Annotated in this window: 14 protein-coding genes; all 14 read left to right on the forward strand. The window is 60.8% G+C overall.

What is annotated here, in order from left to right; all coding sequences use genetic code 11:
- The first annotated feature begins 18 nt into the window (after window positions 1-18).
- The 14 genes from pilW to ACNAZA_RS07235 all read left to right on the forward strand — a co-directional run bounded on the left by pilW (window position 19) and on the right by ACNAZA_RS07235 (window position 14,677).
- On the forward strand, window positions 19-795 hold the full coding sequence (gene pilW, locus ACNAZA_RS07170; protein WP_415795816.1) for a type IV pilus biogenesis/stability protein PilW: 777 nt from the start codon (window positions 19-21) through the stop codon (window positions 793-795).
- Window positions 788-1,717: a helix-turn-helix domain-containing protein gene (locus ACNAZA_RS07175; RefSeq protein WP_415795817.1), complete on the forward strand. Its 930-nt coding sequence runs from the start codon at window positions 788-790 to the stop codon at window positions 1,715-1,717. The genes pilW and ACNAZA_RS07175 overlap by 8 nt, the downstream gene beginning before the upstream one ends.
- A 19-nt stretch (window positions 1,718-1,736) precedes the next feature.
- A complete protein-coding gene (gene ispG, locus ACNAZA_RS07180; protein WP_415795818.1) occupies window positions 1,737-3,020 on the forward strand; it encodes a flavodoxin-dependent (E)-4-hydroxy-3-methylbut-2-enyl-diphosphate synthase in 1,284 nt (427 codons plus the stop codon).
- A 227-nt stretch (window positions 3,021-3,247) separates the two neighbouring features.
- Window positions 3,248-4,528 carry a histidine--tRNA ligase gene (gene hisS, locus ACNAZA_RS07185; protein WP_415796088.1) on the forward strand — a complete coding sequence of 427 codons (1,281 nt, stop codon included), beginning with the start codon at window positions 3,248-3,250 and terminating at the stop codon, window positions 4,526-4,528.
- Between the two features lie 52 nt (window positions 4,529-4,580).
- Window positions 4,581-5,261 carry a YfgM family protein gene (locus ACNAZA_RS07190; RefSeq protein ID WP_415795819.1) on the forward strand — a complete coding sequence of 227 codons (681 nt, stop codon included), beginning with the start codon at window positions 4,581-4,583 and terminating at the stop codon, window positions 5,259-5,261.
- Window positions 5,262-5,263: 2 nt separating this feature from the next.
- On the forward strand, window positions 5,264-6,427 hold the full coding sequence (bamB, locus tag ACNAZA_RS07195; protein ID WP_415795820.1) for an outer membrane protein assembly factor BamB: 1,164 nt from the start codon (window positions 5,264-5,266) through the stop codon (window positions 6,425-6,427).
- 15 nt (window positions 6,428-6,442) lie between these two features.
- Window positions 6,443-7,783: a ribosome biogenesis GTPase Der gene (gene der, locus ACNAZA_RS07200; RefSeq protein WP_415795821.1), complete on the forward strand. Its 1,341-nt coding sequence runs from the start codon at window positions 6,443-6,445 to the stop codon at window positions 7,781-7,783.
- Between the two features lie 101 nt (window positions 7,784-7,884).
- The gene (gene hfq, locus ACNAZA_RS07205; RefSeq protein WP_120969471.1) at window positions 7,885-8,139 is read left to right on the forward strand and encodes an RNA chaperone Hfq; all 255 of its coding nucleotides are present in this window, start codon (window positions 7,885-7,887) and stop codon (window positions 8,137-8,139) included.
- A gap of 63 nt (window positions 8,140-8,202) precedes the next feature.
- Window positions 8,203-9,405: a GTPase HflX gene (gene hflX, locus ACNAZA_RS07210; protein WP_415795822.1), complete on the forward strand. Its 1,203-nt coding sequence runs from the start codon at window positions 8,203-8,205 to the stop codon at window positions 9,403-9,405.
- Between the two features lie 71 nt (window positions 9,406-9,476).
- On the forward strand, window positions 9,477-10,847 hold the full coding sequence (gene hflK / locus ACNAZA_RS07215) for an FtsH protease activity modulator HflK (RefSeq protein WP_415795823.1): 1,371 nt from the start codon (window positions 9,477-9,479) through the stop codon (window positions 10,845-10,847).
- A 9-nt stretch (window positions 10,848-10,856) separates the two neighbouring features.
- Window positions 10,857-11,747: a protease modulator HflC gene (gene hflC / locus ACNAZA_RS07220; protein ID WP_120969462.1), complete on the forward strand. Its 891-nt coding sequence runs from the start codon at window positions 10,857-10,859 to the stop codon at window positions 11,745-11,747.
- Between the two features lie 85 nt (window positions 11,748-11,832).
- Window positions 11,833-12,021: a DUF2065 domain-containing protein gene (locus ACNAZA_RS07225; RefSeq protein ID WP_415795825.1), complete on the forward strand. Its 189-nt coding sequence runs from the start codon at window positions 11,833-11,835 to the stop codon at window positions 12,019-12,021.
- 93 nt (window positions 12,022-12,114) lie between these two features.
- Complete coding sequence (locus ACNAZA_RS07230; RefSeq protein ID WP_415795827.1) at window positions 12,115-13,263, forward strand: ATP phosphoribosyltransferase regulatory subunit; 1,149 nt, start codon at window positions 12,115-12,117, stop codon at window positions 13,261-13,263.
- Window positions 13,264-13,300: 37 nt separating this feature from the next.
- The gene (locus ACNAZA_RS07235; RefSeq protein WP_415795828.1) at window positions 13,301-14,677 is read left to right on the forward strand and encodes an adenylosuccinate synthase; all 1,377 of its coding nucleotides are present in this window, start codon (window positions 13,301-13,303) and stop codon (window positions 14,675-14,677) included.
- Window positions 14,678-14,686: the final 9 nt, after the last annotated feature.

The raw sequence follows: 14,686 nt of genomic DNA on the forward strand, positions 1-14,686 counted from the left end.
CGGTGGGGAATTCCGGTTGTGACCGCTGCCTTGATGGGTTGCTCCAATCAGCCTCAGTCGCCGGTTGCGCCGCAGCCTGCTGCGGCCAGCAACTCCTCGGCTTTCCCGGTGGCTGCAGATGCGCACAAGCGCGCCCAGATTCGCCTGGAGCTGGCCGCCAGCTACTTTCAGGCCGGCCGCCTGGATGTGGCCCTGGAAGAGGTAGGCCAGGCGCTGTCGGCCAACCCCAATTACGCAGACGCCTACGCTTTGCTGGGCCTGATCTTCATGCAGCAGCAAGACTGGTCCAAGGCCGATGTGGCAATGAAAAAAGCCTTGGAATTCCATCCCGACGATGGCAACCAGATCCACAACTACGGCTGGCTGCTGTGTCAGCAAAAGAAATTCGATAGCGCTCAGCAATGGTTTGACAAGGCCTTGCAGCAGCCCCGCTATCAGGAGCGCTCCAAGACTTTGCTGGCCAAAGGCATTTGCTATCAGCAGGCCGGGCAGCTCGATGCCGCATACCAATCCATGTTCCAGTCCTATGAGATGGATGCGGGCAATCCGGTCACGGCTTACAACCTAGCCCAGGTGCTGTGGCAAAAAGGCGAGCCTCAGAAAGCGCAGTTTTATCTGCGCCGTGCAAATACCAATAACAATCAGGTAAGCGCAGACAGTCTGTGGCTGGGAATCAAGATCGACAGGGCATTGCACGACGACATTGGAGTGCGTCTGGGTGCTGAGCAATTGCAGCGCCGTTTCCCTCAGTCGCGCCAGTGGCTGGCGTATGAGCGGGGAGCCTTCAATGAGTGACGGTGTGGTGGATGAGGTGAATATGCAAAGCGAAGAAAAAGAGTCCGCTCCGGTGACCGCCGGTGCCATGTTGCGCCAGGCGCGTGAAGCCGCCCGTATGCAGCTGCCCAGTATGGCTGCCACGCTGAAAGTGCCCCAGCAAAAGCTGCAGGCCCTGGAAGATGACGATTACGCGGCGTTTCCCGATCATGTCTTCATGCGCGCACTGGCCATGGGCATGTGCCGCAGCTTGCAACTGGATCCGGCTCCCGTGCTGGCCTTGTTGCCGCGCACCCAGCTCAAGAGCCTGTCCAACGGCGGCCCGGGCATCAATGAGACCGTGAGAGAGCGCCGCAGCTTCAAGGGCACCGGCACGCCTTTGGGCGGCAGCGAAAATGGCACACGCAAGGTGGTGGCCGGCGTGGTGGTGCTGCTGGTGGCGGCTGCTGCCGTGTATTTTGTGCCTATGCGCCAGAGTGCCGATGAGGCGTCTGCCGTGACGCAGGGCACGGACTCGGCGGCTGCTGCAGGCGCTGCCGACGCGGGTTCCGGCGTGGTGCTGGGCGCTGCCTCCACAAGCGGCGAGGCGCCGGCTGGCAGCTCGGCTGGCGATGCGGGAGTATCTGCGGCGGTGGCACCGGTGGCTGTGCCGGCCGCGACAGCTGCACCGGCAACGACAGCGGTGGAAGCCCCTGTGGCCGACGCACCGGTTGCGGTGTTGAAGTTGACGGCCACGGTTCAGTCCTGGGTCAAGGTCAAGGATGCCAACGGCAAGGTGGTGCTGGAGAAGACTCTGGCCAAGGATGAGTCCGTGACGGCCGATGGCACGCTGCCCCTGTCCGTGATCGTGGGCAATGCCAAGGGCACCAAGGTGACCGTGCGTGGCGAGCCTTTCGATATTGCGAACACGCGTGACAACGTGGCTCGCTTCGTGGTCAAGTAAGCGTTCGAGGTAAGCAAAAGTGCAAGATTCCCCCAATTTGCAGCAGCCCAGCCAAGCGATTGCCATCGCCAGCCCGCTGCCGCGCAAGTCGCGTCAGGCCCGTGTGGTGTGGCGCAACAATGTGGTGACCGTGGGTGGCGACGCGCCGGTGCGCGTGCAGTCCATGACCAATACCGATACTGTGGATGCGGTGGAGACCGCCATCCAGGTGCGTCAGCTGGCACAGGCCGGCTCCGAGATGGTGCGCATCACCGTCAACACGCCCGAAGCCGCAGCCGCCGTGCCCTATATTCGCGAGCAGCTTGACCGCATGGGCGAGTACGTACCGCTGGTGGGTGACTTTCATTACAACGGCCACCGCCTGCTGACGGACTATCCGGCCTGCGCCGAAGCCTTGTCTAAGTACCGCATCAACCCCGGCAACGTGGGTAAAGGCGACAAAAAGGACAAGCAGTTCAGCCAGATGATCGAGATTGCCGCCAAGTACGACAAGGCGGTGCGCATCGGCGTGAACTGGGGCTCGCTCGATCAGGAAATCATGGCCGAGCTGATGGACCAGAACTCCAAGCGCTCCAGGCCCTGGGATACGCGTCAGGTCATGTACGAGGCGCTGATCACTTCGGCCATTACCTCAGCCCAGCGTGCCGAAGAGATAGGCATGAACGGCGACAACATCATCCTGTCGTGCAAGGTCAGCGGCGTGCAGGATCTGATTTCGGTGTATCGCGAACTGTCGCGCCGCACCGATTACGCTTTGCACCTGGGTTTGACCGAGGCCGGTATGGCCACCAAGGGCACGGTGGCCTCCACCGCAGCGCTGTCCGTGCTGCTGCAGGAAGGCATTGGCGACACCATTCGCGTCTCGCTCACACCCCTGCCGGGCGAAGCGCGCACGCAAGAGGTAGTGGTCGCTTCCGAAATTTTGCAGTCCCTGGGTTTGCGCATTTTTGTGCCCAGTGTCACGGCCTGCCCGGGCTGCGGCCGCACCACCAGCACCACCTTCCAGGAACTGGCCAAGCGCATCGATGACTATCTGCGCGGCGAAATGCCGGTGTGGCGCGCCCAGTACCCGGGCGTGGAAGCCATGAAAGTGGCTGTGATGGGTTGCATCGTCAACGGCCCCGGCGAGAGCAAGCATGCCAGCATAGGCATCAGCCTGCCCGGCAATGGCGAAGCGCCGGCCGCCCCGGTTTATGTGGATGGCGAAAAAACCGTGACCCTGCGCGGCGAGCGCATTGCCGAGGAGTTCCAGGCCTTGGTGCTGGACTATGTGCAGCGCAAGTATGGCGGGCAGCCGGCATAGCTGTTTCGGTGCGAAAGCTGTGTCTGACATGGCTTTTTGTGCTGCTGGCACAATGAACGCAGATTTCGCAAAAAAATTGATAGCGCCTAGCGCGCTATTCATTTGGTTCTGAGTGTTGTTTTGCTTTGAAAGCCAAGAGCAGCAGGCGCTGCCAGCTCTTGTTTTGCTAGTACCCGAGTTTGAGAGTTTCCGTGGCTAAAAACGAAAAACTGACCGCCGTCAAAGGCATGAACGATATCCTCCCGCCCGATTCCGCGCGCTGGGAGTGGTTTGAGGGCAAGGTGCGCGACTTGATGAGCCGCTTTGCCTACCGCAATATCCGCACCCCCATCGTCGAGCCCACCGCTTTGTTTGTGCGTGGCCTGGGCGAGGTGACCGATATTGTCGAAAAGGAGATGTACTCCTTTGAAGATCGGGCCGACAAGCATGGTCAGGCCGAGCATCTGACGCTGCGTCCCGAAGGCACGGCCGGTGTGGTGCGTGCCATCGTCGAAAACAATCTGCTGTATGAAGGCGGCAAGCGTCTGTTCTACATCGGCCAGATGTTCCGTCGTGAAAAGCCGCAGCGCGGCCGCTATCGCCAGTTCCATCAGGTCGGCGTGGAAGCCATGGGCTTTGCCGGTCCCGAGCTGGATGCCGAAGTGATTTTGCTGGCCGCGCAACTGTGGAAGGAGCTGGGCATCACCGACGTGCGCCTGGAGCTCAACAGCCTGGGCCAGCCCGACGAGCGCAAGGCGCACCGTGAGGCGTTGATTGCCTACTTCGAACAGCATACTGAGGTGATGGACGAAGAGGGCAAGCGCCGCATGTACTCCAACCCGCTGCGCGTGCTGGACACCAAGACGCCTGCCATGCAGGACATGGTCAATGCCGCGCCCCGCTTGATGGACTATCTGGGCGATGCCTCCAAGGCTCACCTGAAGGCCGTGCAGGATATTCTGGATGCCAACGACGTGGCCTGGACGCTGAATCCGCGTCTGGTGCGCGGCATGGACTACTACAACCTCACGGTGTTCGAGTTCATTACCGACAAGCTGGGCTCGCAAAGCACGATTTGCGGTGGCGGCCGTTACGACTATCTGATCGAGCAAATCGGCGGCAAGTCGGCTCCCGCCGTGGGCTGGGGCATGGGCGTGGAGCGCGTGCTGGAAGTGCTCAAGGAAATCGGTGCCGAGATCCCGCAGCCTGCGGCCGATGTCTACGCCATCATCCCCGACGCATCGGCGCTGCCCCAGGTCTTCCAGACCGCGCACCAGCTGCGCAGCCGCGGTGTGGCCGTGCAAATGCATGCGGCAGCCGGCGGCTCGGTCGAAGGCATGGGTTCGATGAAATCTCAGTTCAAGAAAGCCGATGGGTCGGGTGCGCGCTTTGCGCTGATCTTTGGCGCCGACGAGCTGGCCCAGGGCAAGGTGACCGTCAAATCGCTGCGCGATGGCGAAGGCCAGCAAATGCAGCAATCCCTGGCCGAAGTCGCCCAATGGGCCCACAGCCTAAAATCGGCGGTCTGAGGGCAGGGCTGCTTGCAGCCCCCACACGTGTTCCAACCATTAAAACGAAGTCATGGCAACTCATTTAGACCTTGAAGAACAAGAGCAGATTGATCAGCTCAAGCATTTCTGGAACACCTGGGGCACGCTGATCACCAGTGTGCTGCTGGTGGTGTTTGCTGCGCTGGCCGGTTGGAATGGCTACCAGTTCTGGCAAAAGCGCCAGGCCGTGCAGGCTTCTGCGCTGGAATTTGCGGTGACGGCTGCTTTGACCGCCAAGGATCAGACGCGCCTGGATCTGGCTTTCGGTGAGCTCAAGGACAAATATGCGGGCACCACGCAGGCGGCCCAGTCGGCCTTGCTGGTGGCCAAGACCGCTGTGGATGCCGGCAAGCTCGATGATGCACAAGTCGCTCTGCTGTGGGTGGCTGAGAAGGGTGCTGACGAGGGCTACAAGGCCCTGGCCAAGCTGCGCCTGTCGGCCGTACTTGAGCAGCAGAAGAAATACGACGAAGGCCTGAAGGCGCTGGAAGCTGGCATGCCCGAGTCTTTTGCCGGTCTGCAAGCCGATCGCCGTGGCGATCTGCTGGCCGCCCAGGGCAAGGCGCAGGAAGCCGTGGCTCAGTACCAGATCGCCTACAAGGCGCTGGACAAGAATCTGGACTACCGCCACCTGGTGGAATTCAAGCTCAATGCGCTGGGTGCCGCTCCTGAAGTCGTAGCCCTGGTCAAGACAACGCCCTCGGAGAAATAATCTTGAAGACCTTTGCCCATCAAGTGAAATCTGTCCTGCCCGCGGCTCCGCGTGTTCTGGCGCTGACGGTGTTGGCGACGGCTTTGAGCGCCTGCTCCATGTTTGGCAAGGACAAGCCCAAGCCTGCAGATCTGGGCCCCAACCCCGGCAAGATTGCCGTGCATCAGGCCTGGACGGCCAAGGTCGGCGGCGAAGTGCCTCTGGCCATGCCTGTGGCTGTGCAAGGCAATACCGTGGCCGTGGTGGCAAAGGACGGCACGGTCACCGTGCTCGACGCCGTGACCGGCGCACAGACGGCCAAGTTCAGTGCTGGCGAGCCCCTGACTACGGGCGTGGGCAGCGATGGCCAGCGTGCCGTGGTGGTGACGCGCAGCAACCAGTTGGTGGCTTTTGAAGGTGACAAGCAGATTTGGAAGCGCGAGCTCTCGGCTGCGACCTATACCCCTCCGTTGGTAGCGGGTGGTCGCGTGTTCCTGATGGCTGCCGACCGTTCTCTGTCAGCATTCGATGCTCGTACCGGTCGTGAGCTGTGGTCTGCAGAAGGCCCGAGCAATGAGCCGCTGATCCTGCGTCAGCCCGGCGTGCTGATGGCCGTGGGCAATACGCTGGTGGCGGGTGTGTCGGGTCGCTTGGCCGGTGTGGATCCCGATACGGGTTCCGTGCGTTGGCAAGCTCCGCTGGCAAGTCCGCGTGGCACCAATGATGTGGAGCGACTGGTGGACCTGGTGGGCTCGGTCAGCCGTGTGGGTACCAGCGTGTGCGCGCGTGCTTTCCAGGCTGCGGTGGGTTGTGTGGACACCAGCAATGGTGCGGTTCGCTGGACCCAGACGTCCAAGGGCAGCGATGGCATCGGCGGCGATGAGCAAAGCGTTTTTGGTGCTGAAAGCAACGGGACTGTGCAAGCGTGGCGCCGTGAGGACGGCTCGCGCCTGTGGTCGATTGACAAGCTGCAGTACCGCAAGCTGACCGCACCGCTGGTGCTGGGCCGCTCGGTGGTGCTGGCAGATGATTTGGGTACGGTGCACTTGCTGTCGCGTGAAGACGGCTCGGCCCTGACTCGTTTGGAAACAGATAAGGCAGGCGTTGCCACCGCCCCCGTGGTGGCAGGCAACACGCTGGTGGTGGTAAGCCGCAGCGGTACTGTTTACGGCTTTAAGCCGGATTGATAGGTATTTTTCGGAATGAAGCCAGTTATTGCCCTGGTAGGGCGCCCCAATGTGGGCAAGTCGACATTGTTCAATCGGCTCACGAAGTCGAGGGATGCCATCGTCGCTGACTTTGCAGGGCTGACACGCGATCGCCACTATGGTCAAGGCCGTCAGGGCTCGCACGAGTACATCGTCATCGATACCGGTGGTTTCGAGCCCGATGCGTCCAAGGGCATCTTCAAGGAGATGGCCAAGCAGACGCAGCAGGCCGTGGCTGAAGCTGATGTCGTGGTGTTTGTGCTGGATGCGCGTGCCGGTCTGTCCGGCCAGGATCACGAGATTGGCAAATACCTGCGCCGCCTGGGCAAGCCCACGGTGCTGGTGGCCAACAAGGCCGAAGGCATGAAGGACGGCGTCAAGCTCAGCGAGTTCTATGAACTGGGTCTGGGTGAGGTGATGGCCGTCTCCGCGGCCCACGGCCAAGGCATACGCGACCTGGTGGATCTGGCCCTGGGCCTGCTCAATCTGCCCGAGCCCGAGGAAGATGAGCAGGGCGAGGAAGACCAAAAGCCTGTGCGTCTGGCGGTGGCCGGTCGCCCCAATGCCGGCAAGTCCACGCTGATCAACACCTGGCTGGGTGAAGAGCGTCTGGTGGCGTTCGACATGCCTGGCACCACGCGTGATGCGATTTCCGTGCCGTTCGAGCGCAATGGCCAGAAGTTCGAGCTGATCGACACGGCCGGATTGCGCCGCAAGGGCAAGGTGTTTGAAGCCATCGAGAAGTTCTCGGTGGTCAAGACTCTGCAAGCGATTGAAGAAGCCAATGTGGTGCTGCTGCTGATCGATGCCACGCAAGGCGTGACCGATCAGGATGCGCACATTGCCGGCTACATTCTGGAAAGCGGCCGGGCCGTGGTGCTGGGCATCAACAAATGGGATGCCGTGGATGACTACCAGCGCCAGTTGCTGGAGCGCTCCATCGAGTCGCGCCTGTCCTTCTTGAAATTTGCACCGCTGCACTTCATCTCTGCCCAGAAGCGCCAGGGGATCGAGCCGCTGTGGAAGTCCATCATTCAGGCGCACCGTGCGGCAACCTGCAAGATGCCGACGCCTGTGCTCACCCGCTTGCTCATGGAAGCCGTGCAGTACCAGACGCCCAAGAAGGTGGGAGCCTACCGCCCCAAGATGCGTTACGCCCACCAGGGCGGCATGAATCCACCTGTCATCGTGGTGCACGGCAACTCGCTGGAGCATGTGACCGAAGCCTACAAGCGGTTCCTGGAAGGGCGCTTCCGCAAGGAATTTAATCTCGTGGGCACGCCGTTGCGCATCGAGATGAAAACCTCTCATAATCCTTACGCCGACAAGGATTAAACAGATACCACAGATTCGGTGAAAACCCTGTGTGTAGGGAGTCGCCGGGGCTGTGGTAACGTGTCGGTTTACAACAACACTCTTCGAACACGGAGAATATCGTGAGCAACAAAGGCCAACTCCTCCAAGACCCGTTCCTGAACGCACTGCGTCGTGAACACGTGCCGGTTTCCATCTATCTGGTGAACGGCATCAAGCTGCAAGGCCAAATCGAATCCTTTGACCAATATGTGGTGCTGCTGCGCAACACCGTGACCCAGATGGTCTACAAGCACGCCATCTCCACCATCGTTCCCGGCCGCGCCGTGAATTTCTCTGCTGCAGCTACAGCTGAAAACGAAGCGCCTGCTGCTTGAGCTGCGTTGCGCTGATGCCTCCCGGCGCCGCCGGCGAGGCTCCTCACCCCACGGGAGAGGTATTTGAGTTCTGAATCTTTTGAACGAGCCGCGTCTGCGCCAGTACTGCTGGTCGGCGTGGATTTCGGCGTTCCCCATTTCGATGACGAGCTGGAGGAGCTGGGTCTGCTGGCCCAGACCGCCGGCCTGTTGCCCGTCGCCCGTCTGACCTGCAAGCGAAAGGCGCCGGATGCGGCGTTGTTCGTTGGCAGTGGCAAGGCCGATGAAATCCGCATGCTGGCTGATATGCATGGCGCCAAGGAGGTCTGGTTCGACCAGTCCCTGAGCCCGGCGCAGCAGCGCAATCTGGAGCGTCATATCCAGATGCCGGTCAACGACCGCACCATGCTGATTCTGGAGATTTTCGCCCAGCGTGCGCGCAGCCACGAAGGCAAGCTGCAGGTGGAGCTTGCCCGCCTGCAGTACATCAGCACGCGCCTGGTGCGCCGCTGGAGCCACTTGGAGCGTCAGGCTGGCGGTATCGGTGGCCGTGGCGGCCCCGGTGAAAAGCAGATGGAGCTGGACCGCCGCATGATTGACGAGTCCATCAAGCGCACCAAGGAGCGTTTGAAGAAAGTCAAAAAGCAGCGTTCCACCCAGCGCCGCCAGCGTGCACGCCGTGATGTGTTCAACATCTCGCTGGTGGGCTACACCAACGCGGGCAAGTCCACGCTGTTCAACGCCATGGTCAAGGCGCGAGCCTATGCGGCAGATCAGCTGTTTGCCACGCTGGATACGACAACACGCCAGATGTATCTGACGGAGGCTGAGGTATCAGTGTCCCTGTCCGATACGGTGGGTTTTATTCGCGACCTGCCGCACGGACTGGTGGATGCATTCCAGGCCACCTTGCAGGAAGCGATTGATGCTGACTTGCTGCTGCATGTCATCGACGCGTCCAATCCCGGATTCCCAGAACAAATCCAACAAGTTCAAAAAGTTCTGGGCGAAATCGGAGCGGACGATGTGCCGCAAATCCTGGTCTTCAACAAATTGGATGCCATTGATCCCGAGCGCCAGCCTGCCCTGTTGCAGGATGTCTACGAGCTCGATGGCGTGCAGGTGCTGCGTGTGTTTGTCAGTGCTCGCTCGGGGCAGGGGCTTGCGCAGCTGCGCCAGTTGCTGGCAGAGCGGGTTTTGCAGGCACGAGAGGAGGCTGGTCGTGCAGAGCAGGAGGCGCGGGGCGATGAGTCCTGGATGCCCCCTGAGTCCGACGAACCATACTAGGGACTTGTGCCTCTTGTGGGCACAATGCCAGCCATGGTCCATGTCTTTTTGAAAATACAGAGACTTCTCGCATGAATTTTTCACAACGCGTCCATCGCTGGGCGGTGCTGCCACAACGTATTCGCGGGATGTTCAATCTGAACGATCCACGCTGGGGTCGTGGCGATAACAACAACGAAGACAGTCCCCGTTCTGCGGACAATGAACGTCCGGAGCCGCCACCCGCTGCTCCCGATCAGCAGCGCCCCCGTCCTCCTTCGTCTCAGCAAGGCCAGCCGCCGGATCTGGAGGAAGTGTGGCGTGATCTCAATCGCAAGCTCTCAGGTCTGTTCGGCGGCAAGCCGGGTGGCCCTGGTCTGCCACCGAGCCGCAATGGCGGCCAGCCTGCCGAGCCGTTCAATGCCGGAAAAGGTGTCTTCCTGATCGCCGGCGTTGCCGTGCTGATCTGGCTGGGAACCGGCTTTTTCATCGTGCAGGAAGGCCAGCAGGCCGTCATTACCCAGTTCGGTAAGTACAAGAGCACGGTGGGTGCGGGCTTCAACTGGCGTCTGCCTTACCCCATCCAAAAGCAGGAATTGGTGTACGTGTCCCAAATTCGCTCGGCGGATGTGGGCAGCGACAACATCGTGCGCAGCACCGGCTTGCGTGAATCGGCCATGCTGACCGAAGACGAGAACATCGTCGAGATCAAGTTTGCCGTGCAGTACCGCCTGAGCGATGCGCGTGCCTGGCTGTTTGAAAGCCGCAGTCCTTCCGAGGCTGTGATTCAGGTGGCTGAATCTGCCGTGCGCGAAGTCGTGGGCAAGATGCGGATGGATACTGCGCTGGCCGATGAGCGCGACCAGATTGCGCCGCGTGTGCGTGAGCTGATGCAAACCATTCTGGACCGCTACAAGGTGGGTGTGGAAATCGTGGGCATCAACATGCAGCAAGGCGGCGTGCGCCCGCCTGAGCAGGTGCAAGCCTCGTTCGATGATGTGCTCAAGGCCGGGCAAGAGCGCGAACGCGCCAAGAACGAAGCCCAGGCCTATGCCAACGACGTTGTTCCTCGTGCCACGGGTTCTGCTTCGCGTCTGACGGAGGAAGCTGCCGCTTACAAGGGCCGTATCGTTGCTCAGGCGCAAGGTGATGCCTCGCGTTTCAGCTCGCTGGTTGCCGAGTATCAGAAAGCGCCCCAGGTCACACGTGATCGCCTGTATCTGGAATCCATGCAGCAGATTTACAGCAATGTGACCAAGGTCTTGGTGGAATCCCGTCAGGGCTCCAACCTGCTGTATTTGCCTCTGGACAAAATCATGCAAGGCGTTGGCGGCAATGCCACGGCTGAGGCTCCGGCCGCTGCCGGCGGTACGGCTGCCCCTGCGGCAACGCGTACAACGCCCAGCCCGGCTGCAGACAGCCGCGCCCGTGATGCCCGCAGCCGTGAACGCGAATCGCGCTAGGAGAATGCAGTGAATCGAATTGGATTTTTTGTCACCAGCATTCTGGTTTTGCTGGCTTTGTTGAGCTCCACCCTGTTTGTCGTGGATCAGCGCCAGTTTGGCGTGGTCTATGCCCTGGGTCAGATCAAGGAAGTGATCACCGAGCCGGGTCTGAATTGGAAGATGCCTCCTCCATTTCAGAATGTGCGTTACATCGACAAGCGCCTGCTGACGCTGGATAGCACCGATACCGAGCCCATGCTGACGGCTGAAAAGCAGCGCGTGGTCATTGACTGGTATGTGCGCTGGCGCATCTCCGAGCCTTCGGAATACATCCGTAATGTGGGTTTGGATGAGTCGGCTGGTGCCATGCAGCTCAACCGCGTGGTGCGCAATGCCTTCCAGGAAGAAATCAACCGCCGCACCGTGCGCGAGTTGCTTTCCTCCAAGCGTGAAGCGCTGATGGCCGACGTCAAGCGCGAAGTGCTGGAAACCGTTCGCGGCGCCAAGCCCTGGGGTGTGGACGTGGTCGATGTGCGTATCACCCGCGTCGATTACGCCGAGACCATTACCGAGTCTGTGTACCGACGCATGGAAGCCGAGCGCAAGCGCGTTGCCAATGAGCTGCGTTCCACCGGCGCTGCTGAAGGTGAAAAGATTCGCGCCGAAGCCGATCGCCAGCGCGATATCACGATTGCCAACGCCTACCGTGATGCACAAAAGATCAAGGGTGAGGGCGATGCCGAAGCGGCGCGCGTGTATGCCGAATCCTTTGGCAAGGATCCTCAGTTCGCTCAGTTCTATCGCAGCCTGGAAGCCTACAAGGAGAGCTTCTCCAAGAAGAGCGATGTGCTGGTGCTGGACCCCTCGCAAACCGACTTCTTCAAGGCTTATCGCAGCGGCGGAGCTGCTGCCAAGTAAATACCACTTGAGCAAGCTGCTTGAAGCAAAGAAAAATGGCCCTTCGTGGGCCATTTTTCGTTAATGGATGATGGAGGCGTAGCAAATGGAGTGGGCTGAAACCTTGTGGCTGGCCTTGGCGCTGGTGCTGATTTTGGAAGGGTTGCTGCCCTTGCTGGCGCCGCGCCAGTGGCGGCAGATGTTCACCCAGCTGATGCAGCTGCGCGATGGGCAACTGCGCTTTTGCGGGCTGCTGTGTATCGCAGCGGGCATTGTTGCGCTTGCCCTGCTGTAAATACCGTCGATAGTGGCCCGGCGATGTCGGCTTAATTTGGAGGGCTAGCCAAAGTCGGTAGAATCACATTTTTAACAGCCTCCCCCTTTCTCCATGTCCGCTTGGGTCCTGCCGGATCACATTGCCGATGTACTGCCCTCTGAGGCCCGGCACATCGAAGAATTGCGTCGAGGACTGCTCGATACTGCGCGCAGCTACGGCTATGAGCTTGTCATGCCGCCCATGCTGGAGTACTTGGACTCCTTGCTCACGGGTACCGGCGAAGCGCTCGCAATCCAAACCAGCAAACTGGTCGATCAGCTCTCTGGTCGCACCATGGGCTTGCGCGCCGATATGACGCAGCAGGTTGCTCGTATCGACGCTCATCTGCTCAACCGCCAGGGCGTGACACGCCTGTGCTATTGCGGCCCCGTGGTGCATGCGCGCCCCGACAGGCCGCGGGCCACGCGTGAGCCTTTCCAGTTTGGCGCTGAAATCTACGGCCATGCAGGCCTGGAAGCCGACCTGGAAGCGCTGCATCTGGCTCTTGATTGCCTGAAGGGCGCTGGCGTCAAGGACATCATTGTTGACCTGGCCGATGTGCGCATTGTGCGCAGCCTGCTGGCCGGCGTGATGGCCGATGAGCAGCAGCTGCGTGCTGTGCATGGGGCCCTGGCGTCCAAGGATGCCACCGAGCTGGCGCGCCTGACTGCGGATTTCCCGCAGGCCTCGCGCGAAGGCTTGATGGCCTTGCTGCAGCTGTACGGCGGTATGGACGTGCTGGATAAGGCTGAAAAACAGCTGCAGTCCATTGCTGGCGTGCGTGAGGTGCTATCGCATTTGCGTTGGCTGACGCAGCGTCTGCAAGGCGTGAAGATCAGCTTCGATCTGGCCGATCTGCGCGGCTACTCCTATTACAGCGGCACGCGCTTTGCGATCTATGTGCCCGGCGGCAGCGATGCGCTGGTGCGCGGTGGCCGCTATGACGAGGTGGGCGCCGTCTACGGTCGCACCCGTCCCGCTGCAGGCTTCAGCCTGGACATCAAACAACTGGTGGCTGTCGTGCCCGAGCGTCCGCTCAAGGCTGCCATCCGCGCCCCCTGGGGTGATGACGTGCAAGTGGCTGCGGCCATTGCCGCATTGCGCCAGCAGGGCGAGACGGTAGTCTGCGTACTGCCTGGGCATGAAAGCGAAGTGGACGAGTTCCACTGCGACCGTGAGCTTGCCAACATCGGTGGGCAATGGGTCGTGCAAGCCATTTAAGGCTTTTGACTAATTTTTCGATTTATCGGATTGGAATATGAATACATCCAAAGGTCGCAACGTCGTCGTGGTCGGTACCCAATGGGGTGACGAAGGCAAGGGCAAGCTGGTTGACTGGCTGACCGAGAGTGCCAATGGCGTGGTGCGCTTCCAAGGCGGCCACAACGCAGGCCACACTCTGGTCATCAACGGCGTGAAGACCGCGCTGCACCTGATTCCCAGCGGCATCATGCGTCCCGGCGTGAAGTGCTACATCGGCAACGGTGTGGTGCTGTCCGTGGGCAAGCTGTTTGAAGAGATCGAAGGCTTGGAAAAGGCCGGCGTGCAAGTGCGTGACCGTCTGCGCGTGTCCGAAGCCTGCCCGCTGATCCTGCCTTTCCACGTGGCGCTCGATATCGGCCGTGAAGCCGCTCGCGAACAAGGCGGCGTGCAAAAGATCGGCACCACAGGCAAGGGCATTGGTCCTTCCTACGAAGACAAGATTGCTCGCCGCGCGCTGCGCGTGCAGGATCTGAAGCACCCCGAGCGCTTCGCCACCAAGCTGCGCGAGCTGTTGAACCTGCACAACCACATTCTGGTCAACGTGCTGGGCTCCAAGAACTTCGACTTCGGCGCCGGTCTGGCTCCTTACATGAAGGACGGCGAGATTCAATTCGACGCCGTGTACGAAGAAGCCATGCGCCACGCCGAGCTGCTCAAGCCCATGATTGCGGATGTGTCCAGCGAACTCAACGCAGCGCACGCCGCCGGCGGCAATCTGCTGTTTGAAGGCGCCCAAGGCACGCTGCTGGACGTGGACCACGGCACCTATCCTTATGTCACATCGTCGAACTGCGTGGCCGGCAATGCCGCCGCCGGTGCTGGTGTGGGCCCAGGCCTGCTGCACTACGTGCTGGGTATCACCAAGGCCTACTGCACCCGTGTGGGCGGCGGTCCTTTCCCTACCGAGCTGGAATGGGAAAAAGAAGGCACTCCTGGCTACGTGATGAGCACCGTGGGTGCCGAGAAGGGCGTGACCACCGGTCGTTCGCGCCGCTGCGGCTGGTTTGATGCTGCGCTGCTCAAGCGCTCGGCGCAGATCAACGGTCTGTCGGGTCTGTGCATCACCAAGCTGGACGTGCTGGACGGCATCGAAGAGCTGCAACTGTGCGTGGGCTACGAGCTGGACGGCGAAACCATCGATCTGCTGCCTCTGGGCGCTGACGACATCGAACGCTGCAAACCCATCTATGAATCCATCCCCGGCTGGACTGACTCCACCGTGGGCGTGACCGAGTACGATAAGTTGCCCGTCAACGCGCGCCGCTATCTGGATCGCATCCAGGAAGTCACGGGTGTGCCAATCGCCATGGTGTCCACCAGCCCAGACCGCGATCACACCATCCTGATGCACAACCCGTACAGCGCAGGCTGAACGGACTGA

It is taken from the genome of Comamonas aquatilis (assembly GCF_965139575.1).
Lineage (GTDB): Bacteria > Pseudomonadota > Gammaproteobacteria > Burkholderiales > Burkholderiaceae_C > Comamonas > Comamonas aquatilis.